Here is a 20,351-nt window from a genome sequence, read left to right as displayed (position 1 = left end):
GGGTGGGGGTTTGTGGGACGGCACGGGCAACAGGCCGGAACCATGATCATCTGAGCTGGGGCGGGGTGATGGCGGCAAGCGACGGGGACGCGGTGACCGGACGGGACGGGGACGAGCAGACGAGCGGGGACGAGAGCGCAACCGGCGGGCTGAGCGCGGCCGATCGGGCGTGGGTACGGCGGACGGTGGCTGAGCTGGGGGCGCTGACCTCTGACGAGCGGGAATACCTGGCCTACATGTTCCATCGGCGCGTCTGACCGGGAAACGGCGTCGCCCCGCCCTGGGGGAACCTGGGGCGGGGCATCGCCATGTCCGGCATGTGCCGCTAGGCAGCTTCGGTGAGCGGCTGCGCGGTCGTGGTCGGGGTGATCGGGGTCGGTGCGGTGGGGGTCGGGCGCCTGCGGCGGGTGATCTCCACCCGGTCGCGCACCGGGGTGCGCTTGCCTCGCCCGATCGGCTGAACCTCGATGGTCAGCAGACGGCGCGTGATCTGCCGCTGCTCTCCGAGCGTCAGATCCTTCCATGCGGCGTCGATGTCGGGGGCCTCGACCAGCTTGGCGGCGGGGTCCTCGTCCTGGGCGATGGCGGCTAGGCGGGCCTGGGCGGCGTCAAGCTTGCGGCGGCGCTTGGCGGTGCTGCGGTCGCGCTGCTGGCGCGTGATGCGGTCCTCGTCGTAGTCGTCGGCAATCTCGATCAGGCGGTCCTTGTGCCGCTTGACCTCGGCGCGCAATGCGGCCACGTCTTCGGCTGCGGTACGGACACCGATGATGTCGGCGGGGTCGGAGGTGCGTATCCACTCCTTCAACGTCTCGATGACAAGCGCGTCCAGCTCGGCGCGTGCGACCGTGACGTGTCCGGCGTTGGTGCGCTGGCACCGGTAGACCTCTCGCTCAACGATCGTGACCTCCTTGGTACGGCGGTTGGTCTTTTTGTACTGCTTGTTCTGAACACGCAACCCCTGACCGCACGGGCACTGATAGATGCCCGACCCGTACCACTTGGGCGCACTGCCGGGGGTGGTAACCCGATCCGGATCGGTCAACTTGGCGACCAGGCTCCAATACCGGTCGGGCTCGATGATCGGTTCGCCTGGCAGCGTCCCAACGACCTCGTCACGGGTGTACGGGCGGCGCTCATCGTCGGTGACCTTGCGGTGGACCAGCAATCCGGCGTTGCAGGGGCGCAGCAGCAGCGTGCGCACGTTGCGCGATTCCCACGGTTCCCCGTCCCGGTTGCGCCATCCCTGGCCGTTCAAGTCTCGGGTGAGTTCCCCCAGCGGAACATCGGCAAGGCCCTGGTCTGCGGCGGCGCGAATCCATCGGGCTTCGTCCTCGCGCACGGTCCCGTCCGGGTTGAACCCGTAGCGGACTGCGCCACCACCAAACCGGCCCTCTTCGGCCAGCGTGCGCCGCTTGTCGCTCACCCGGCGGGCAGTGTCCCGGCTCGCCTGGTTGGCTATCGCGCACATCACGCGCGCCATCGTGATATCGGAATCGCACGCCAACCTGAGACTTCCGGTCACCGAATCGACCACGATGCGCGGGCGCGACTGCTCGACCACATCGATCAGGTCCTCAAGGTCGCGCGGATCACGGACGGTCCGATCCAGGTGCACGGACAAGAACGTGCGCCACCGGCCGGACTCCAACAGGCGCAGCGTCTTACGGAACTGCGGCCGTACCGTCCTGAGCTGGCGTTCCCCGTTAGGCAGGGTGATCTTGCGGCGCTTAAAGGCGCTGGTGTCGTTCTCCACCAGGACGAGCCCGATCCGCTGGCGCTTGGCTGCCGCGTGATCGACGGCGGCCACGACTTGCCGCGCCACTCCGTCCACGTCACCGGGCTCGGCGTCGCTGATGCGCACAAGCGCGACCGTGTCCGTCTCGGCCGTCCCGGTCGCGGTCCACTCCTGCCCGCTCTCGCTCCAGCGTCCCGCAACCCCGTTGATCTCCATCGCGGCGGCGCTGGTCATCGCTTCCCGAACCTGCCCTACCCTGATCCGCTCGGCCTTCTCCGCTTCGGCCGTCTCGGCGGTCCTCGTCGCGGTCGTCTCCGTCGCGTTCATCCCGTCGCCTCCTGTCGCCCTGCCTGCCCTTCTACCTGCAATTATCCCCAAAAGAAGTGTCGGATTAACGTGCTGGGGAAGTCGACCACCATCGGCATGCTCACCACCCTCGTCGTGCCGACCGGCGGCAGCGCCCGGGTCTGCGGCCTGGACGTGGTGCGCGACGCCGTCGAGATCAAGCGCCGCATCGGCGTGGTGTCGCAGAACAACACCCTCGACAGCGACCTGACCGTCGCCGAGAACCTGGAGTTCCGGGGCCGCTACTTCGGCCTCGGCGCCCGCGACGCCCGGCGGCGGTCGGGCGAGCTGCTGGAGCTGTTCGGGCTGACCGAGCAGCGCGGCGGCAACCCGTTCGAGATCTCCGGCGGGCAGGCCAAGCGGGTCATGATCTGCCGGGCCCTCATGCACGGGCCCGAGGTGCTGTTCCTGGACGAGCCGACCGCCGGCCTCGACCCGCAGACCCGCACCAACCTGTGGGAGGTGCTGCGCGGACTCCAGGCGGCCGGGCAGACCATCCTGCTCACCACGCACTACATGGAGGAGGCGGAGGCGCTCTGCGACCGGGTCGCCGTCGTCGACCACGGCAGGATCCTCGCCAGCGGCACGGTGGACGAGCTGAAGTCCAGCGCGGGCGCCGACACCGTCATCACCGTCACCTACGACGCCGCGGCGCCGGACGGGATCCACGCCCTCGCCGACCGGACCGGCGTCAGCAAGGTCGAAGTCAACGACGGCCAGGTCCGCGTCTTCGCCGCCGAATCCGACGGCCTGCTCGGCGAGCTGGTCACGATCGGCTCCCGTGCCGGCGTCGGCGTCACCGACGCCACCCAGCTCCGTCCCAGCCTGGAGACCGTCTTCCTCACCCTCACCGGAAGGGAATACCGCGAATGAGCGCGTCAGCCGCCTCGGCGCCCGCCGCACCGGCCGCGCCCGCCGTTCTGGCGCCGCCGCCGCCCGCGCGGGCGACGCTTCCCCGCACGTTCGCCGCGATGATGGCGCGCGAGGGACGCGTCATGCGCAAGAACTTCGTGTCCACGTTCACGCGGGTGCTGGTGCAGCCGGTGATGTTCGTGTTCGTGTTCGCCTACGTCCTGCCGAAGCTCGGCGGCGGCGCGATGGCGGGCGGGCCCGGCGGGCCGACGTTCGCCACGATCCTCGTGCCCGGGCTGGTCGGCTCGTCCATCATCATGCAGGCGATGATGGCGGTGATCTTCCCGCTGATGATGGAGCTGAACTGGCAGAAGTCGATCACCGACCGGGCGCTGGCCCCGGTGCCGATCCCGATGCTGGCCGCCCAGAAGATCATCGCCGCGGCGGCGCAGGGCCTCATCGGCGGGCTGCTGGTGTTCCCGGCGGTGCTGCTCATCCACGCCGAGGGCCAGGCGCCCGAGGTGCACGTGGACAACTGGCCCGTGCTGATCCTGGTGATGGTGGCCGGGTCGCTGCTGTCGGCCGCGGGCGGGCTGCTGCTGGGCACGCTGATGAACCCGCAGAAGGTCCAGGTGCTGTTCGCGATGGTGCTGCTGCCGATGACCATGCTCGGCTGCGTGTACTACCCGTGGTCGGCGCTGGACGACATCCGCTGGCTGCAGATCGTCAGCCTGTTCAACCCGCTGGTGTACGTCAGCGAGGGCCTGCGCAGCGCGCTGACGCCGGACGTCCCGCACATGCCGGCCTGGGCGTTCCTCCTGGCCGTCATGGGCGGGACGATCCTGCTGACCTGGGCCGCGACCCGCACGTTCACCAAGCGCGTGCTGACCTGATCCGCCGGTCTACATCGGCTCGATCTCGGCCAGGCCCGAGGCGCGGTCCATGCGGAGCCAGCGGGTGATGCCGAGGGTCCGCAGGAACGGGACGTCGTGGCTCACCACGATCAGCGCGCCCTGGTAGGCGGCGAGGGCCTGGCCGAGCTGGGCGGCGCTCGCCATGTCGAGGTTGTTCGTCGGCTCGTCCAGCAGGAGCAGCTGCGGGGCGGGCTCGGCGAGCAGCAGCGACGCCAGGACGGCCCGGAACCGCTCGCCTCCCGAGAGCGTCCCGGCGGGCTGCTCGGCGCGCGCGCCGCGGAACAGGAACCGCGCCAGCCCGGCCCTGATCTCGGCCGGCTTCGCCGACGGGGCCCGCAGGCGGACGTTGTCGACGACGCTGAGCTCCTCGTCGAGGACGTCGAGCCGCTGCGGCAGGTACCGGACGCCGTCCACGCCGATCCTGACGGTCACTCCGTCGGGGACGCGTTCGCCGGTCAGCGCCCGCAGGAACGTGGTCTTGCCCGAGCCGTTCGGGCCGGTCAGCGCGATCCGCTCCGGGCCCTGGAGGATCAGCTCGGCCAGGGTGCCGATCTCCGGCTCGGGCGCGGCGAGGCCCGTCACGGTCGCGACCGTCCGCCCGGCCGGGACGCGGGTGGCGGGCAGCTTGACCCGGATCTCGGCGTCCTCGCGGATCGCGCCCTCCGCCTCGCTGAGCCGGTCGCGGGCGCCGGCGAGGCGCTCCTCGTGCATGATGCGGTGCTTGCCCGCCGAGACCTGCGCCTGCCGCTTGCGCTCCCCCATCACGATCTTCGGTTCGCGCTTGCTCTCCTCCATCTTGGCGCCGTAGCGCTTGCGGCGGGCCAGCTTGACGTGCGCCTCCCGCAGGTCGCGTTTCTGGCGCCGCAGGTCGGTCTCGGCGGCGCGGACCGTCCGCTCGGCGGCCTCCCGCTCGACCGCGAGCAGCTGCTCGTAGGCGGACAGGTTCCCGCCGAACGTCCGGACGGCGCCGTCGCGCAGGTCGGCGATCTCGTCGACCCGGTCGAGCAGCTCCCGGTCGTGGCTGACGACGACGAGCACGCCCGTCCAGGACGCGACCGCGTCGTACAGGCGGCGGCGCGCGTCCAGGTCGAGGTTGTTGGTCGGCTCGTCCAGCAGCAGGACGGCGGGGCGGGCGAGGAACCGGGCGGCGAGGCCGACCATCACGGCCTCCCCGCCGGACAGGGTCGGGACGGTCCGGTCCAGCTCCAGGTGGTCGAGCCCGAGCCGGTCGAGTTCGGCGCGGGCGCGCTCCTCGACGTCCCAGCCGTCGCCCACGGCGGTGAAGTTCTCCTCGGTGGCCTCGCCGCGCTCGATGGCGCGCAGCGCCGTGCGCGTGGCGGCGATGCCGAGCAGGTCGGCGACCGTGGCGGCGCCGTCCAGGGCGAGGTTCTGCGGCAGGTAGCCGATCTCCCCGTCGACGCTCACGGTGCCCGAGGCGGGCCGCAGCTCACCGGCGATGATCTTCAGCAGGGTGGACTTGCCGGAGCCGTTGACGCCGATCAGGCCCGTCCGGCCGGTGCCGAACGTGACGTCCAGGCCGTCCAGGACGGTGGTGCCGTCCGCCCAGGCGAACGACAGGTCCGAGCACACGATGGCGAATGACATGAGGCGGCCTCCATGGTGATGAGCAGGTGCGGGACGCATGGAGACACCGCGGGTCGCGCGACGCGCCGGCGGGCATGGAAAAGCCCGGCGAGACGGGAGTCCGTACTGAGGTCACGTGCGCGGGCCGATGGACGGCCGGTGCGCGGTGTCGGACCTCAGATCCTCAATGGACTCCCCTGCCGGGCGGCGATGTGACGGCACCGAGAATACCCGATCCCTTATCGCAACACAAGTAGCGATAAGAGGCGGCATGCTAGGCCGGATGGAACCTGTCAGCCCCGTGTTCGCCGGGCGCGCCGCCGAACTGGCCGAGTTACGCGCCGCGCACGCGCGGGCATGCGCGGGCGAGGCCGCCGCCGTCCTGGTGGGCGGTGAGGCGGGCGGCGGGAAGACGCGCCTGGTCACCGAGTTCGCGCGGGACGTCCGCACGCTCACCGGGCCCTGCCTCGATCTCGGCGCCGCGAGCCTGCCGTACGCGCCGTTCACCGCGATCCTGCGGCGTCTCGGCCGGGACGCCGTCGTCTCGCTCATGCCCGCGGCGGCGCTCCCGGAGCTGGCGCGGCTGATGCCGGGCCTCACCGCGGCCGAGCCCCCGCCGGACGACGGCACCGGCCAGATGCGGCTGTTCGAGCACGTCCTGGCGCTGGCCGAACGTCTCGGCGCGCAGGACCCGGTGACGCTGGTGGTGGAGGACGCGCACTGGGCCGACCGCTCCACCCGGGACCTGCTGTCGTTCCTGTTCCGGAACCCGCCGCGCGCGGGCGTGCTGCTGGTGGTGACCTTCCGTCCCGAGGAGCCGGGCACCCGCCCGCTGTTCGCCGATCTCGCCCGGCTCCCCCACGCGACCCGGCTGGACCTGCCGCCGCTCACCCGCGCCGAGGTCGCCGACCAGGTCCGCGGCATCCTCGGGGCCGCCGACCCGGCCATGGTGCGGGACGTGCACGCGCGCGGCGGCGGCAACCCGCTGTTCGTCGAGGCGCTCGTCGGGAGCGCGGGCGCGGCGGTGCCCGGGTCTCTGCGCGAGCTGCTGCTCGCCCGCGTCCGGCGGCTCCCCGAGCCGGCCCGTGCGGCGCTGCACGCGGCGAGCGCCGCCGGCGACCGGGTCGGGCACGGCCTGCTCGCGGCCGTCACCGGCCTGTCCGATCCCGGTCTGAGCGAGGCGCTGCGCCCGGCCGCCGACCACGGGCTGCTGGTCCCGGACGGCGACGGCTACGCGTTCTGGCACGCGCTCATCCGCGAGGCCGTCCACGAGGATCTGCTGCCCGGCGAACGCTCCGCCCTCCACCGCCGGTTCGCCGAGACCATCGGGCGGTCGCCGGAACTCAGCGACGCGCCGGAGAGCGCGCTGGCCGTCCATTGGCAGGGATGCGGCGACCACGCCCAGGCCCTGGCCGCCGCCTGGGAGGCCGCCTGGGAGCGGCAGGCGGCCGCCGCCTACGCCGAGCAGCTGTCGCTGCTGGAACGCGTCCTCGACCTGTGGGACCGGGTGCCCGATGCCGAACCCCTCACCGGCTGCACCCGCCACGCCGTACTGGAGGCCGCGACGGCGGCGGCGGGCGCCATCGGCGAACCCGGACGCGGGCTGCCGCTCATCCAGCGGGCCCTGGACGAGACGGACCGCCGCCGCGAACCCGCCCACGCCGCCAGGCGGCTGACGCTCCGCGCGCAGATGCGCGGCTACCAGGGCGACGAGGACGAGCTGGACGATCTGCGGCAGGCCGAACGGCTCGCCACCGGACCGGTCCGCGTCGAGGTCCTCACCCGGCTGAGCTCCCGCCTCCTCGTCTACGGGGAGATGGACGAAGGGGAACGGCTCGGCCGGGAGGGTCTGGCGCTGGCCCGCGCGTCCGGGGCGCGCCGGGCCGTCGCCCACTTGGAGATCACCGTCGCGGAAGCCGCCGCGCGAGACGGCGACGGCGACCCGGCGGCGCTGGAACGGCTCCGCCATCGCCCCCTCGGCCCGTGGGAACGCCTCCGGGTGCTGAACACGCTGGCGCACTGCCGTCTGAACACGGGCCGTCCGGCGGACGCGCTGGCGCTGACGGCCGAAGGGCTCGCCGTCGCGGAGGACTCCGGGCTGACGCACAGCGCGGGACTCGCGCCGGCCGTCAACCAGGTCGAGGCGCTGTACCGGCTCGGCCGCTGGGACGAGGCCGCCGGCACACTCCAGAAGCGCCTGGACCGGCACCACGCACCCGCGTTCCGCGTGCATATGATGATCTGGCGGATCGCGCTGCTCGCCGCCTGGGGAACCGGGCCCGCGCCCGATCCGGAGGCGCTCGCCGTCCCGCTGGACGCCGGGTTCCCGCAGACGGCGCTGCCCCTCGCCCAGATGATCGCCGAGTGGCGGCTGGCGGAGGACGACCGTCCGGGCGCGCGTGCGGCGGTGGACGCCGTCCTGCGCCATCCGCGGCTGACCGTGCAGCCCTGCCACCTGTGGCCGCTGCTGGAGACCGCGGCGCACGCGGGCGGCCCGCGCCTTCCCGAGATCGCGGCGGTGGCCTCGCGGCTGCCCGCCGCGACACCCGTGGCGGAGGCGCACGCGGCGGCCGTGACCGCGCTGACCGGCGGCCCCGCGGCATGGGACGCCGTGATCACCGCCTGGGAGCGGATGGAGCAGCCCTATCCGCTCGCGCGGGCGCTGTTCCACGCCGCCTGCGCCGACCTGGCGGCCGGAGATCGCGCCGCCGCCGCCTCGCGCCTCGACCGGGCCGCCGGGATCGCCGGCCGCCTCGGCGCCGCGCCGCTCGCCCGGCGGATCTCCGAGCGCGCCCGCCGCGCGGGGCTGTCCGGTCCGTCCGGCGGGCCGCTGACCGCCCGCGAGTCCGAAGTGCTGCGGCTGCTGGCGCGCGGCCGCTCCAACCGGGAGATCGCCGACGAGCTGTTCATCTCGCCGAAGACCGCGAGCGTCCACGTCTCGCGTATCATCGCCAAGCTCGGCGTCTCCTCGCGCGGCGAGGCCGTCGCGGCGGCGCGTGACCGCGGGCTGGCTTAGCCCTCCGGCCGCCCTCATTAAGCCGCCGCCTTATGGCCGCACGGCGTGCCTTACCCGGACGGTGATGGCATGGAAGCCGCCGTCCGCACCTCCGGACTGCGCCGCGTCTACACGCGCAGGCGCCGGGACGACGTCGTCGCGCTGGACGACCTGTCCCTGACCGTCGACCAGAACGAGATCCACGGGCTGCTCGGGCCGAACGGCGCGGGCAAGACCACCCTCGTCAAGATCCTCTCCACCGTGCTGCTGCCGTCCGGCGGGTCGGCGCGGGTGCTCGGCCATGACGTCGTGACCGCCGCGCGGGACGTCCGGTCGCTGGTCGGGCTCGTCCTCGGCGGCGACCGGGGCCTCTACGACCGGCTGACCGCGCGCCGCAACCTGCTGTTCTGGGGAGCCCTCTACAAGCTCGACACCAGGACGACCCGGGACCGCGCCGACGCGCTGCTGGAGCGGGTGGGCCTCGCCGACCGGGCCGACGACCCCGTCGAACGGTTCTCGCGCGGGATGCGGCAGCGGCTCCACCTGGCGCGCGGGCTCCTGCACGAGCCGCAACTGCTGTTCCTCGACGAGCCGACCTCCGGGCTCGACCCGGTCGCGGCCGCCTCCTTCCGGCGGCTCGTCCTCGAACTGCGCGACGAGGGACGGACGTTCCTGCTCGCCACCCACGACATGGACGAGGCGGCCGCGCTCTGCGACCGGGTCACGCTGATCGACCGCGGCCGGATGCTGCTGACCGGCGAGCCCGCGCAGGCCGGGCGGTTCCTCGGCGACCGCGAGTGCGTCGACTACACCGACCCGGACCCGGCGCTCGCCGATGCCGTGGCCGTGCTGCCCGGCGTGACCGACGTCGAGCGCCGCGACGGCGCCCCCGGGCGGTGGCGCGTCCACACCGCCGACCGGGACGGCACCCGCCGCGTCCTCGCCTGGCTGCTGGACCGCGACGTGCTCACCGCCTCGCGCGGCCGTCCGACCCTCGAAGAGGTCTACCTGCGCGCGGTGGGCGACCGGGGGATGAAGGTATGAGCGGCGCGCGGGCGATGCTGCGCGTGCTGTGGCGGGCGGTGCTGCTGCAGGTCGCGCTGTCGCGGCGGCGCCCGGAGCACGCCCTCATCCTGCTGATCGCGCCCATGCAGACGACGACGATGCTCGCGCTGGCGGTGACGGCGGACCGTCCGGACGTCGTCGCGAACGCCGTCCTCGCGCCGGGGCTGATCGGGCTGTGGGTGGCCGCTCTCGACTACGCCGGACGCGTCGTCACCGAGGACCGCTGGGCCGGGCGGTTCTCCCCGATGATCGCCTCGCCCGTTCCGCTGGGCCTGGTGGTGGCCGGACGGGTCGCGACCGTGGTCCTGGTCGGCGCGGCGGCGTTCGCGGAGTCGTGGCTGGTCGCGGCCCTCGGGTTCGGGAAGGTCGTGACGGTCGCCGACCCCGTGCCGTTCGCGGCCGCGGTCGCGGCGACCTGCCTGGCGACCGTCGGGACGGCGACCCTCATCTCGGCGGTGTTCGTGATGTCGCGGGCCCGCGAGGTGCTCCAGAACTCGCTCGGCTACCCGTTCTACATCCTCGGCGGGATCGTCGTCCCGGTGGCCGCGCTGCCCGGATGGCTGGACCCGTTCAGCCGCGTGGTGTTCCTGTCGTGGAGCGCGGAACTGCTGCGCGACGCCGTCCGCGGCGACGCACGCGGCTGGGGGTGGTCGGTCGCGGCGATCCTCGGGCTGGGCGCGGCGGCGATGGCGGCCGGTCTGTGGCTGACGCGCCGGTACGTCGACCAGGCCCGCCGCAAGGGGACGGTGGAGTTCGCATGAGGCCGGTGCTGCGGATCGTCCGGGAGTCGCTCGTCCTGGGGTTCGCCGAGCTGGGCGCCGTCTACACGTGGCGGACGTGGACGTTCGGGTGGCTCGTCCGCCTGCTGTGCCAGGCGACGTTCTACGCCCTGCTGGGCGGCCACGTCGGCGACGAGCGGACCATGCGGTACGTGCTCGTCGGCAACATCGTGGTGCTGGCGTGCATGGAGTCCACCATCGTCGTGATCTCGCTGGCCGGGGAACGGGCGATGGGGACGCTGCCGCTGCTCGCCATCGCGCCGTCCGGGCACCTGCCGGTGTATCTGGGTCGCGGGCTGCAGTGGACGGCGACGGGGCTGACCAGCTCGCTCGTGGCGTGGTTCGTCCTGCCGCCGCTGCTGGGCGTCCCGCTGCCGTGGCCGCGCGCCGCGTACGCGATCCCGGTGATCGTGCTCATCATCGTCGGCAGCTACGGCTACGGGTGCGCGCTGGCGGGCCTGGCGCTGCGGCTGCGCGGCGTCGAATGGCTCGTCCTGAACTTCGCGTACGGGATCGTCATGACGTTCGGCGGCGTGAACGTCCCGATCGGCGTGTGGCCCGACCCGCTGCGGATCGCGGTGCATGCGCTGCCCGTGGTGCACGGCCTTGAGGCGATCCGAGCGATCCTGGACGGCGCGCCCCTCGGGCACATCATGGGCCTGATCGGGCTGGAGGCGCTGGTCGGGGCGGGCTGGTACGCGGTCGCGGCGCTGTCGATGGAGCGGCTGGTCTCCGTCGGCCGCCGCGACGGAAGCCTCGACTACGCCGGATGAGACGCGAACGCGCGCCCCGGGACGAGAGCCCCGGGACGCGCGTCCGTTCCGCCCGTCAGGCGCCGCGCAGGACGGCGCCGGTCCGCTCGGACGCCGCCGCGACGGCCTCGGCACGGGCCCGCGACATCTCCTCGGCGGTGAGCGTCCGGTCCGGGGCGCGGAACCGCAGCGCGTACGCCAGCGACTTGCGGCCCTCCCCCACCTGCTCGCCGGTGTAGACGTCGAACAGCCGGATCGCCTCGAGCAGCTCCCCGGCGCCTTCGCGCAGCGCGTCCTCCACCTCGGCGGCGGGCACCGCGTCGTCCACGATCAGCGCGACGTCCTGCGTGGCGACCGGGTAGCTCGACACGTGCGGCGCGCGGACCGTCACCGGGTCGCCCAGGCGGCGCAGTTCCAGCTCCATCGCGCACGACCGCGCCGGGATCCCGTACGCCTTCGTGACGCGCGGGTGCAGCTCGCCCGCGTGCCCGACGAGCGTGTCGCCCGCGTAGAGGGCGGCGCAGCGGCCCGGGTGCCACGGCGCGTGCTGGTCGGCCTTCACCGTCAGCTCGACGCCGACCTCGCGGGCCACCGTGCGGGCCGCCTCGATCGCGTCCGCCCAGAGCGCCGGACGGCCCCCGCCCCACCAGCCGGAGGGCTCCCGGTCACCGGACAGCACCACCGCGACCCGGTGCGGCTGGTCGGGCAGCGCCGCCTGGAGCGCGGCCAGCTCGTCGGCCGTCGGGCCCCGGTCGACCGCGAGGCGCGGCGCCCGGCCCGGCGCGTCCGCGTGCGGGCGGAACACCACGCCCATCTCGTACAGGGCGGCGTCGCCGAAGCCGCGTCCCACGTTCAGCGCCAGCACCTTGAGCAGGCCGGGCAGCAGCGTGGTCCGCAGCAGCGGCTCCTCCTCCGACATCGGGTTCGCCAGCCGCAGCGTCCGGCGCCGGACGTCGCCCGCGGGAAGGTGCAGGGCGTCCCAGTCCTTCTCGGCGACGAACGGGAACGCCAGCACCTCGACGTACCCCGAGCCGGCGAGCGCGCGGCCGACGCGGCGGCGCAGCCGCTGCCGGACGGTCAGCCCCTTCCCCTTGACCGGGCGCGGCGCCCTGGCCGGGATGTCCTCGTACCCCTCCAGCCTGATGACCTCCTCGGCGAGGTCGTTCGGGTCGGTGAGGTCGGGACGCCACGACGGCGGCGTCACCGTCAGCACGTCATCACCCTCGACCGTGCAGCCGACCTGCTCCAGCCGGCGCACGACCGTGTCGCGCCCGTAGGTCACGCCCGCGACCTTGTCGGGGTGCCCGGCGGGAATCGTGACCGTGACCGGCTCGACCGGCGCCTCGGCGTGCGTGACGCCGGGCATGACCTCCGCGCCGCCGAGCTCGGCGAGCATCCGCACCGCCCGGTACGAGGCGTACAGCGGCAGCTCGCGGTCGACGCCGCGCTCGAACCGGTAGGACGCCTCGCTGTGCAGCCGGTGGCGGCGGCTCATCCGCGCGGTGCCGATGTCGTCGAAGTGCGCGGCCTCGATGACCATGTCGGACGACCGCTCGTCGATCTCGGTGGCGAGACCGCCCATCGTGCCCGCCATGGAGATCGGGCCCGACTCGTCGGTGATGAGGATGTCCTCGGGGTCGAGGGCCCGCTTGACGTGGTCGAGCGTCTCCAGCTGCTCGCCCGGGGCGGCGCGGCGCACCACGATCGGGCCGGTGAGCTTGCCCCGGTCGAACGCGTGCAGCGGCTGCCCGAGCTCCAGCATCAGGTAGTTGGTGATGTCGACGGCCAGCGACACCGGGCGCATCCCGGCGCGGTGCAGGCGGACCCGCATCCACGGCGGGGTCTGCGCGTCCGGGTCGAAGCCGCGCACCTCGCGCAGCACGAACCGGTCGCACGCGGTCGCGTCCGCGATGCTCGCCGGGTACGCCTCCCCGTTCTTCGGCGGAAGATCCACGCGGGCCGGGTCCTTGAACGGGACGCCGTAGGCGGTGGCGGCCTCGCGGGCGATGCCGCGGATCGACAGGGCGTAGCCGCGGTCGGGCGTGACGGCGATGTCGAGGACGTCGTCGCGCAGCCCGAGCAGCTCGACCGCGTCCGCGCCGACCGGCGTGTCCGGCGGCAGGACGAGGATGCCGCTGTGGTCGTCGCCGATGCCCAGCTCGGTGACCGAGCAGATCATGCCCTCCGACACCCGGCCGTAGGTCTTGCGCGCGCCGATCTCGAACCCGCCGGGCAGCACACCGCCGGGCAGGATCACGACCACGTGGTCGCCGGCCGCGAAGTTCGTCGCGCCGCAGATGATGTTCTGCGGCTCGCCGGTGCCATTGGCCCTGCCGACGTCCACCTGGCAGTAGCGGATCGGCTTCTTGAACTCGGTCAGCTCCTCGATCGCGAGGACCTCGCCGACGACGAGCGGGCCGGTGATGTCGGCGCCGGCCTGCTCGACGGTCTCGACCTCCAGGCCCGCCGCGATCAGCTCGGCGGCCAGCGCGCGGCCCGTGACGCCGGCGGGGAGCTCGGCGTACTCGCGCACCCAGGAAAGCGGGGCCCGCATCAGATCTCCATCCCGAACGGGAGGGTGAACCGGACGTCGCCCTCCACCATGTCGTACATGTCCTCCACGCCGTGCCGGAACATCAGCGCCCGCTCGACGCCGAGCCCGAACGCCCAGCCGCTGTAGCGGTCGGGGTCGACGCCGCACGCGACCAGCACGCGCGGGTTGACCATGCCGCAGCCGCCGAGCTCGATCCAGCCCTCCGAGCCGCACGTCCGGCACGGGGCGCCGCCCGGCTCCGCGGACGCGCCGCGGCACACGAAGCACTGCATGTCGACCTCACCGGACGGCTCGGTGAACGGGAAGTAGTACGGCCGGAACCGCGTCTTCAGCCCCTCGCCGAACATGCCGGACACGAACGCGTCGATGCCGCCGCGCAGGTCGGCCATCGTCAGGCCCTCGTCGACGGCGAGCCCCTCCAGCTGGTGGAAGACGGGGCTGTGCGTGGCGTCCAGCTCGTCGGTGCGGAACGTGCGCCCCGGCGCGACCACGTACACCGGCAGCTCGCGCGACAGCAGCGACCGGATCTGCATCGGCGAGGTGTGCGTGCGCATCACCAGGCCGGACTCCTCCGACTCGACGAAGAAGGTGTCCTGCATCGTGCGGGCGGGGTGGTCGGGCAGGAAGTTGAGCGCGTCGAAGTTGAACCACTCCGCCTCGACCTCGGGGCCTTCGGAGACCTCGAAGCCGAGCGAGACGAAGACGTCCGCCATGCGCTCCTGCATGGTGGTCAGCGGGTGCCGGGCGCCGCGCGGGGCGCGGTCCCACGGCAGGGTGACGTCGACGGTCTCCTCGACGAGGACGCGCTGGTCGCGCTCGTCCTCCAGCTCGCCCTGGCGCTTCTTGATCGCCTGGGCGACGGCGCCGCGGGCGGCGCCGATGCGCTTGCCGGCGTCGGCGCGGGCCGCGGGCGGCAGCGCGCCGATCTCGCGGTTGGCGAGGGCCAGCGGCGAGCGGTCGCCGGCGTGCGCCAGGCGGACCTGCTTGAGGTCGTCGAGGTCGGCCGCCGCGGCGACGGCGGCGAGCGCCGCGTCGCGGGCCCGTTCGAGCTCTTCCGGCTGCAACGCGGACACCTCGACGGGATCGTAGGACTTGTTGGGTGCAGACATGGCTGTGTGATCGACTCCGGTCGGCGTGGGACGCCCGCAGTCTAGTGCGCGGGCGGTGAAGATCCGGAAAGCGTGCGCGAAACGCGCTGGCCCTGTCGGGAACCCCTGCGGCCGGTCGCCCGGCGGGACGCGCCGGGCTCAGGTGGCGTAGTCGGGGGCCCCTGCGGGCACGGTAAATCGGAACTCGGCGCCGCCGCCGGGCGCCCGCCGCACGGTGATCACGCCGCCGTGCGCCTCCACGAGCCCCTTGACGATGTAGAGCCCGAGGCCGGTGCCGCCGCGGCGGTTGCCGCCGGGGCCGCGCCAGAACTGCCGGAAGACGCGCGGGACGGCCTCGGGCGGTATGCCCTCGCCCTCGTCGCGCACCGACACGGCGGCTCCCTCCTTGTGCGCGTCCGGCTCGACCACGATGGTGACGGTCCCCGCACCGTGGCGCACCGCGTTCTCGACCAGGTTACCGAGGATCTGGTCCATCTTGTCGGGGTCGAGCCACATCTCGGGCAGCTCGCCGCGGGACTCGAACCTGAACCGGTCCTCCGGGTCGCCGGCCGCGACCCGGCCCGCGATGACCTTGCGGACCTCCTCGGGGAGGTCGACGACCTGGCGGTGCATCTCCAGCCGCCCGGCCTCGATGCGCGACACGTCCAGCAGCTCGGTGATCAGCCGGGTGACGCGGTCGGCGTCGGCGTTGACGGTCTCCAGCATCACGCGCTTCTGGTCGTCGTTGAAGCGGTGCCACTTGGCCAGCAGCGTCGCGGTGAACCCCTTGACGCTGGTCAGCGGGGACCGCAGCTCGTGGGCGACGGTGGAGACGAGGTCGGCGCGGTCGCGTTCGCGGCGGGCGCGCTGCAGGGCGTCGCGCAGGCACACCGTGAAGCGCTCCACCCGGCCGTCGCCGTCGCGCCGGTACGCGGCGGTCACCAGCACCTCGGCGCCGCCCGGCAGGAACAGCACGCGCTCGGGGTGGCGGGTGCGGGTGGACAGGCCGTGGTAGGGGGCCAGGCACTTCCACCAGTCGCGGCCCTCGGCGTCGTGCAGCGGCAGGACGTCGCGGAAGTCGCGGCCCATCGCGGACGCGGCGGCGACCCCGGTCATCCGGGCGGCGGCGGCGTTGAACACCAGCACGCGGGCGTCGCGGCCGGCGACGATCAGGCCGTCGGGCAGGTCGTCCGGCGACACGCCGCCGGGAACCGGCGCGTCCGCGGAACCCTCTGCGGGCGCGCGCGCGGCCACGCGAGGGGGTTCCTCTCCGCCCACAGCGGCCTCCAGAGCACCGAAGAGAACGCGGCCTGTCGAGAAGAGACTCTAGCCGCAGTCGGGTGCCTTGCGGGACCCGCAAAGCGCCCCGCGGCAAGGCATCTGTAGCCCCCGGGCAGGGTTCGGGCGGGCCCGGAACGCCCTCTCACCAGGGGCCGGGTCGGCGGGGGCGGCGGACCTCACCTGGACGTGGTGGACGAGTCGTGCTCGGCGAGCGCGGAGGCCGCGTCCGGGTGGACGGCGAACAGGCGGTCGAGCCCGGTGATGCGCAGGAGCCGCAGCTGGGCCGGACGGACCCCGGCGAGCGAGATCTCGCCGCCGGACACCGCGATCCTGTTGCGCGCGCCGACCAGCGCGCCGAGCCCGGCCGCGTCGCAGAACGCGACGGCGGAGAAGTCGACCACCAGCCGGCGCGGGCCCTCGCCGCGCGCCTCGACGAGCCGCGCGCACAGCGTGTCGGCCGTGCGCAGGTCGATCTCGCCGGTCACCACGACGACGGCGGACTCGCCGCGCACCATCGTGACCTCGACCCCCAGCTCGCCCGCGGCGCCCGGGTCCGGGACGGCGGGGAGCCGCAGGACCTCGGGCGGCGGGCCCGGGGCACGGGGCGTCCGGCACCTCACCTCCGGCCCGCGCCGGCCCGCCCTCCTGGCCGGCCTGATGTCCTCGCTCATCACTTCGCCCCCACTCTGCACGGCATCGTCGCCGAGCCTGGTCAACGCACTGATCAACACCGTAAGCACCGGGACTGCCTGGGCGGATCCGTCGCCCGGCCTGTATCCGGCTCCTACCTGCGGACGAGTCCGGCGCGGTGGCCGGCCCCCCGGCCCGCCGTCCGCGCGCAGCCCATCTTCGCAGCTCACCGGCCGGAAGGCGGACCTATAGGCGACCGATTGCGGCCATCCGATCACGGATCGCACAGAACCGCCGGGACCGGCGGCACGTGCCGTCCGTCACGTCCACGCGCCGTCCGCCGCGAACCGCGCTCTCCGTCACGTGCCGCGCTTTCCGTCACGTGCCTCGCTGGGCGCGGGCCGAGGCATAGAGGCATACGGCCGCGGCCGTCGCCAGGTTCAGGCTCTCGGCGCGCCCGTGGATCGGCACGCGCACGACCTCGTCCACGTGCCGGAGGATCTCGTCGGGCAGGCCCCACGCCTCGTTCCCGAACACCCAGGCCGTGGGGCGCGCGAGGAGGCCGTCGTCGATCGCGTCGTCCAGGGTGCGGTCGCCGGCGCCGTCCGCGGCCAGGACGGCGAGGCCCGCGCCGCGCAGCTCCGGAATCAGCTCGTCGAACCGCGGGCCGACGACGACCGGCAGGTGGAACAGGCTGCCCGCGGAGGCGCGCACGCACTTGCCGTTGTAGGGGTCGACCGACGCGTCGGTGAACACGACGGTCTCCGACCCGGCGGCGTCGGCGGTGCGCAGCACCGTGCCGGCGTTGCCGGGGTCGCGGACGTGCGCGAGGACGGTCACCAGCCGCGGGCCCGCCTCCAGCGCCTTGGCCAGCGGCACGTCCACGAACCCGCAGACCGCCAGCAGCCCCTGCGGGGTGACGGTCTGCGCGAGCTCGGCCATGATCTCGCCGCTGACGCGCAGCACCGGCGCGCCGGCCCGCTCGGCGGCGAGGACCAGGTCGGGGTGGCGGGCCTCCGCCTCGGCCGTGGTGAACAGCTCGGCGAGGCCGCCGGGGATCTCCAGCGCCTCCCGCACCGCCTGCGGCCCCTCGGCGAGGAACCGGTTCTCGCGGCGGCGGAAGGCGCGTTTGGCGAGCCGGCGAGCGGCCTTCACCCTCGGTGACCGCAGGGACGTCAGCTCGCGGCCCGCCATATCGCTCCGCCCGCCCGAGTCCGGGAGACCCGGATCAGGCGGCCTCCGTGCTTCCCTCGGCCGGGAGCGCGTCCTTGGCGACCTTGACCAGGGCGGCGAACGCGGGCGCGTCGTTGACGGCGAGCTCGGCGAGCATGCGCCGGTCGACCTCGACGTCCGCGGCCTTCAGGCCCTGGATGAACCGGTTGTAGGTGATGCCGTTGGCGCGGGCCGCGGCGTTGATCCGCTGGATCCACAGCCGGCGGAACTGGCCCTTGCGGTCCTTGCGGTCCCGGAACGCGTAGGTCATCGAGTGGAGCTGCTGCTCCTTGGCCTTGCGGTACAGGCGCGAACGCTGACCGCGGTAGCCGCTCGACCGCTCCAGGACGACCCGACGCTTCTTGGCGGCGTTGACCGCCCGCTTCACGCGTGCCACGTGCTGTGCTCCTTCGTGGGGGCCGGGGCCGTCCGGGCCTCGGCCGGTCGCTGATGTTCTGGTCGAGTGCTACTTGCGCAGCAGCTTCTTGATGTTCTTGGCGTCGGCGTCGGCCACCACGGCCGGGCCGCTGAGCCGCCTGGTCCGCTTGGTCGGCTTGTGCTCGAGCAGGTGGTTCTTGTTGGCGCGGCGGCGCATCACCTTGCCGGAGCCGGTCAGCTTGAACCGCTTCTTGGCACCGCTGTGCGTCTTGGTCTTCGGCATGGTCGCCGTCGTCTCCCTCTGTCCCGGCCCCCGTGCGGACGGCACGGGAGCGCACCTGATCGGCGCATCGCACGGGTCCGTCCGCTCCGGGACCGTGGACGCGCCAGGTCAGGCTTCAATGTACGTGCGCCGCGTCCCCGCTCTGCGCGAGGGCGCGGGAGTGGGACCGCCGCGAGGCCGCGGAGCCTGGGACGGCTCCTCGCGGGGCCGCGTTCCGGTCCCGGACGGCCTCAGGCGGTGCCGGCTTCGGTCTCCTGCCCGCGGGCCGTCTTCTTCTTGTGCGGACCGATCACCATGATCATGTTCCGGCCGTCCTGCTTGGGCCGCGACTCGACGAAGCCGAGTTCCTCGACGTCGTCGGCGAGCCGCTGCAGCAGCCGGTAACCGAGCTCGGGACGGGACTGCTCACGACCGCGGAACATGATCGTGACCTTCACCTTGTCCCCGGCCTTCAGGAACCGCACCACGTGACCCTTCTTGGTCTCGTAGTCGTGCGGGTCGATCTTCGGGCGGAGCTTGATCTCCTTGATGACCGTGTGCGCCTGGTTCTTCCGCGCTTCCCGTGCCTTCATCGCAGACTCGTACTTGAACTTGCCGTAGTCCATGAGCCGTGCGACGGGCGGACGCGCGGTGGGCGCCACCTCGACGAGGTCGAGGTCCGACTCACGCGCGATTTCAAGGGCCTTGGCGATGGGCACGATGCCCACCTGTTCGCCGTTCGGGCCGACGAGACGGACCTCGGGCACGCGAATGCGGTCGTTGATACGCGGTTCGGCGCTGATGGGACCTCCTTGGGGCCGTTCTCACGTTCGTTGGACCGGTCGTACCCAGAGGCTCCCACGAGAAAAGCCCCGCACGACTCACGTACGGGGCCACCTTCGGTCTCCCTGGACGGCCGAGCCGCTCAGGGACGACGGCGCCGCGGGCGAAGTCGCCCGCTCGCCGGACCGAGACCCACCGGCCTTCCGGCCGGTCAGGTGGGAGGTGGCCTCCGCTTGTGCGCCCGGCACGCGCTCCCATTCTGGTCACGCGCACAGGGCCGGTCGGCCACAAAGACTACCACCTGCGGGGGGCTTGCGCGCCATGCCGGGGCCGTCCTCGTGGGGCCTTGCGTAAAGTACGCCACTCCCGTCAACGGCGGTGTTCCCCCGTCCATTCCCGGGCCCGGTGGGCCGGACGGGACGCGACCGGCCGTCCCGGCCCGCCGTGGCCGCGGCGACGAGGTGAGGGTCATCTGGCCCGGCGGACCTCTCGGCATCACGTCCGCGGCTTGTTACGGTGAAGCCAAGACGGACCGTCCTCCAGCCCCCGGCCCACCGCCGTCCGACGGACGGGCTCCGCTCGACGGCCCGGCGGGGCCGGCACCAAGGGAGGTTGTTCCCGCGATGCCCTCGGTCGAGGCCGGCACGGCCGGCCCCCTCACCGCCTTGTCACCGATCAGCCTGGCGTTCGCCCAGAAGGCGTTCATCGTCTCCGGGGGGCGGCTGCTGCTCGTCCGCAAGTCGGCGTCCGACCCGTTCCAGCCCGGCCGCTGGGAGGTGCCCGGCGGGCGGCTGGAGGTGGACGACGACCTCGACCTGGACGACCACATCCGCCGGGAGGTCTGGGAAGAGGTCGGCCTCAAGGTCGACCCGGGGCCGCCGTTCCATCTGTGGCAGTGGTTCATGCCCGACCGGCCGCCGCCCGGCGGCGGGCAGGCGGGGGGCGGGCAGACGCGCGTGGTGGCGGCGGCGCGGCGGTGCAGGCCGGTGACGCTGGACGCCACCCTGGAGAACCAGGAGACCGGCGACCATCTGGACGGCTGCGCCTGGGTGCCGCTGCCCGAGGTGAGCGCCTACGACCTGATCCCGAGCCTGCGTCCGGTGATGCGGGCGTTCCTGCTCGCGCCCGGCTGACCGCCCGCG

General features: G+C 73.5%; 18 protein-coding genes. 8 read left to right on the top strand and 10 right to left on the bottom strand.

Annotation, left to right across the window (positions count from 1 at the left end; translation table 11 throughout):
- Nucleotides 1-257: hypothetical protein (locus tag E1287_RS23150; protein WP_207934397.1), on the top strand; the 257-nt coding region annotated here is incomplete at its 5' end.
- A gap of 68 nt (nt 258-325) precedes the next feature.
- On the opposite strand, the gene E1287_RS23145 is transcribed toward E1287_RS23150, so the two are convergent.
- Nucleotides 326-2,062, bottom strand: coding sequence for a recombinase family protein (locus E1287_RS23145; protein WP_131967143.1), 1,737 nt, complete (start codon nt 2,060-2,062; stop codon nt 326-328).
- A 69-nt stretch (nt 2,063-2,131) separates the two neighbouring features.
- Between E1287_RS23145 and E1287_RS23140 the strand changes: the two genes are divergently transcribed.
- Nucleotides 2,132-2,953, top strand: a complete 822-nt coding sequence (locus E1287_RS23140) for an ATP-binding cassette domain-containing protein (RefSeq protein ID WP_243719348.1) — start codon at nt 2,132-2,134, stop codon at nt 2,951-2,953.
- Nucleotides 2,950-3,825, top strand: coding sequence for an ABC transporter permease (locus E1287_RS23135; RefSeq protein ID WP_131967142.1), 876 nt, complete (start codon nt 2,950-2,952; stop codon nt 3,823-3,825). The genes E1287_RS23140 and E1287_RS23135 overlap by 4 nt, the downstream gene beginning before the upstream one ends.
- A gap of 9 nt (nt 3,826-3,834) precedes the next feature.
- Here E1287_RS23135 and E1287_RS23130 read toward each other — a convergent pair whose 3' ends face one another.
- Complete coding sequence (locus E1287_RS23130) at nt 3,835-5,451, bottom strand: ABC-F family ATP-binding cassette domain-containing protein (protein WP_131967141.1); 1,617 nt, start codon at nt 5,449-5,451, stop codon at nt 3,835-3,837.
- Nucleotides 5,452-5,713: 262 nt separating this feature from the next.
- On the opposite strand from E1287_RS23130, the gene E1287_RS23125 reads away from it, so the two are divergent.
- The 4 genes from E1287_RS23125 to E1287_RS23110 all read left to right on the top strand — a co-directional run bounded on the left by E1287_RS23125 (nt 5,714) and on the right by E1287_RS23110 (nt 11,042).
- The gene (locus tag E1287_RS23125; protein ID WP_165969148.1) at nt 5,714-8,446 is read left to right on the top strand and encodes an AAA family ATPase; all 2,733 of its coding nucleotides are present in this window, start codon (nt 5,714-5,716) and stop codon (nt 8,444-8,446) included.
- Between the two features lie 69 nt (nt 8,447-8,515).
- Nucleotides 8,516-9,469 carry an ABC transporter ATP-binding protein gene (locus E1287_RS23120; protein ID WP_131967139.1) on the top strand — a complete coding sequence of 318 codons (954 nt, stop codon included), beginning with the start codon at nt 8,516-8,518 and terminating at the stop codon, nt 9,467-9,469.
- Complete coding sequence (locus E1287_RS23115; RefSeq protein ID WP_131967138.1) at nt 9,466-10,251, top strand: ABC transporter permease; 786 nt, start codon at nt 9,466-9,468, stop codon at nt 10,249-10,251. Before E1287_RS23120 ends, E1287_RS23115 begins: the two co-directional genes overlap by 4 nt.
- A complete protein-coding gene (locus E1287_RS23110) occupies nt 10,248-11,042 on the top strand; it encodes an ABC transporter permease (RefSeq protein WP_131967137.1) in 795 nt (264 codons plus the stop codon). Before E1287_RS23115 ends, E1287_RS23110 begins: the two co-directional genes overlap by 4 nt.
- A gap of 55 nt (nt 11,043-11,097) precedes the next feature.
- Here the strand turns inward: E1287_RS23110 and pheT are convergent, their stop codons facing one another.
- The 8 genes from pheT to infC form a co-directional block, all read right to left on the bottom strand.
- A complete protein-coding gene (pheT, locus tag E1287_RS23105) occupies nt 11,098-13,575 on the bottom strand; it encodes a phenylalanine--tRNA ligase subunit beta (protein WP_131967136.1) in 2,478 nt (825 codons plus the stop codon).
- Nucleotides 13,575-14,684: a phenylalanine--tRNA ligase subunit alpha gene (gene pheS, locus E1287_RS23100; protein WP_131967135.1), complete on the bottom strand. Its 1,110-nt coding sequence runs from the start codon at nt 14,682-14,684 to the stop codon at nt 13,575-13,577. Before pheS ends, pheT begins: the two co-directional genes overlap by 1 nt.
- A 138-nt stretch (nt 14,685-14,822) precedes the next feature.
- Complete coding sequence (locus tag E1287_RS23095; RefSeq protein WP_243719352.1) at nt 14,823-15,863, bottom strand: ATP-binding protein; 1,041 nt, start codon at nt 15,861-15,863, stop codon at nt 14,823-14,825.
- Between the two features lie 257 nt (nt 15,864-16,120).
- Nucleotides 16,121-16,615, bottom strand: coding sequence for an STAS domain-containing protein (locus E1287_RS23090; RefSeq protein WP_131967133.1), 495 nt, complete (start codon nt 16,613-16,615; stop codon nt 16,121-16,123).
- 337 nt (nt 16,616-16,952) lie between these two features.
- Nucleotides 16,953-17,768 carry an RNA methyltransferase gene (locus E1287_RS23085; protein ID WP_131967132.1) on the bottom strand — a complete coding sequence of 272 codons (816 nt, stop codon included), beginning with the start codon at nt 17,766-17,768 and terminating at the stop codon, nt 16,953-16,955.
- 34 nt (nt 17,769-17,802) lie between these two features.
- Complete coding sequence (rplT, locus tag E1287_RS23080) at nt 17,803-18,183, bottom strand: 50S ribosomal protein L20 (protein WP_131967131.1); 381 nt, start codon at nt 18,181-18,183, stop codon at nt 17,803-17,805.
- A 69-nt stretch (nt 18,184-18,252) separates the two neighbouring features.
- Nucleotides 18,253-18,447 carry a 50S ribosomal protein L35 gene (rpmI, locus tag E1287_RS23075; RefSeq protein ID WP_067468638.1) on the bottom strand — a complete coding sequence of 65 codons (195 nt, stop codon included), beginning with the start codon at nt 18,445-18,447 and terminating at the stop codon, nt 18,253-18,255.
- Between the two features lie 230 nt (nt 18,448-18,677).
- The gene (gene infC, locus E1287_RS23070; RefSeq protein WP_205717825.1) at nt 18,678-19,229 is read right to left on the bottom strand and encodes a translation initiation factor IF-3; all 552 of its coding nucleotides are present in this window, start codon (nt 19,227-19,229) and stop codon (nt 18,678-18,680) included.
- Nucleotides 19,230-19,832: 603 nt separating this feature from the next.
- Between infC and E1287_RS23065 the strand changes: the two genes are divergently transcribed.
- Entirely contained in the window at nt 19,833-20,342 is a 510-nt protein-coding gene (locus E1287_RS23065; protein WP_131967130.1) for an NUDIX hydrolase, read from the top strand.
- Nucleotides 20,343-20,351: the final 9 nt, after the last annotated feature.

The organism is Actinomadura sp. KC06 (assembly GCF_004348735.1).
Lineage (GTDB): Bacteria > Actinomycetota > Actinomycetes > Streptosporangiales > Streptosporangiaceae > Spirillospora.
Note: the sequence above shows the minus strand (reverse complement) of the source record. Positions and strands in the feature narration are given on the sequence as shown.

What these genes read in the sequence shown, in the direction of transcription:
- E1287_RS23145 (WP_131967143.1), bottom strand. Translation starts at nt 2,062, where the DNA reads ATGAACGCGACGGAGACGACCGCGACGAGGACCGCCGAGACGGCCGAA.
- E1287_RS23135 (WP_131967142.1), top strand. Translation starts at nt 2,950, where the DNA reads ATGAGCGCGTCAGCCGCCTCGGCGCCCGCCGCACCGGCCGCGCCCGCC.
- E1287_RS23130 (WP_131967141.1), bottom strand. Translation starts at nt 5,451, where the DNA reads ATGTCATTCGCCATCGTGTGCTCGGACCTGTCGTTCGCCTGGGCGGAC.
- E1287_RS23125 (WP_165969148.1), top strand. Translation starts at nt 5,714, where the DNA reads ATGGAACCTGTCAGCCCCGTGTTCGCCGGGCGCGCCGCCGAACTGGCC.
- E1287_RS23120 (WP_131967139.1), top strand. Translation starts at nt 8,516, where the DNA reads ATGGAAGCCGCCGTCCGCACCTCCGGACTGCGCCGCGTCTACACGCGC.
- E1287_RS23115 (WP_131967138.1), top strand. Translation starts at nt 9,466, where the DNA reads ATGAGCGGCGCGCGGGCGATGCTGCGCGTGCTGTGGCGGGCGGTGCTG.
- E1287_RS23110 (WP_131967137.1), top strand. Translation starts at nt 10,248, where the DNA reads ATGAGGCCGGTGCTGCGGATCGTCCGGGAGTCGCTCGTCCTGGGGTTC.
- pheT (WP_131967136.1), bottom strand. Translation starts at nt 13,575, where the DNA reads ATGCGGGCCCCGCTTTCCTGGGTGCGCGAGTACGCCGAGCTCCCCGCC.
- pheS (WP_131967135.1), bottom strand. Translation starts at nt 14,684, where the DNA reads ATGTCTGCACCCAACAAGTCCTACGATCCCGTCGAGGTGTCCGCGTTG.
- E1287_RS23090 (WP_131967133.1), bottom strand. Translation starts at nt 16,615, where the DNA reads ATGAGCGAGGACATCAGGCCGGCCAGGAGGGCGGGCCGGCGCGGGCCG.
- E1287_RS23085 (WP_131967132.1), bottom strand. Translation starts at nt 17,768, where the DNA reads ATGGCGGGCCGCGAGCTGACGTCCCTGCGGTCACCGAGGGTGAAGGCC.
- rpmI (WP_067468638.1), bottom strand. Translation starts at nt 18,447, where the DNA reads ATGCCGAAGACCAAGACGCACAGCGGTGCCAAGAAGCGGTTCAAGCTG.
- E1287_RS23065 (WP_131967130.1), top strand. Translation starts at nt 19,833, where the DNA reads ATGCCCTCGGTCGAGGCCGGCACGGCCGGCCCCCTCACCGCCTTGTCA.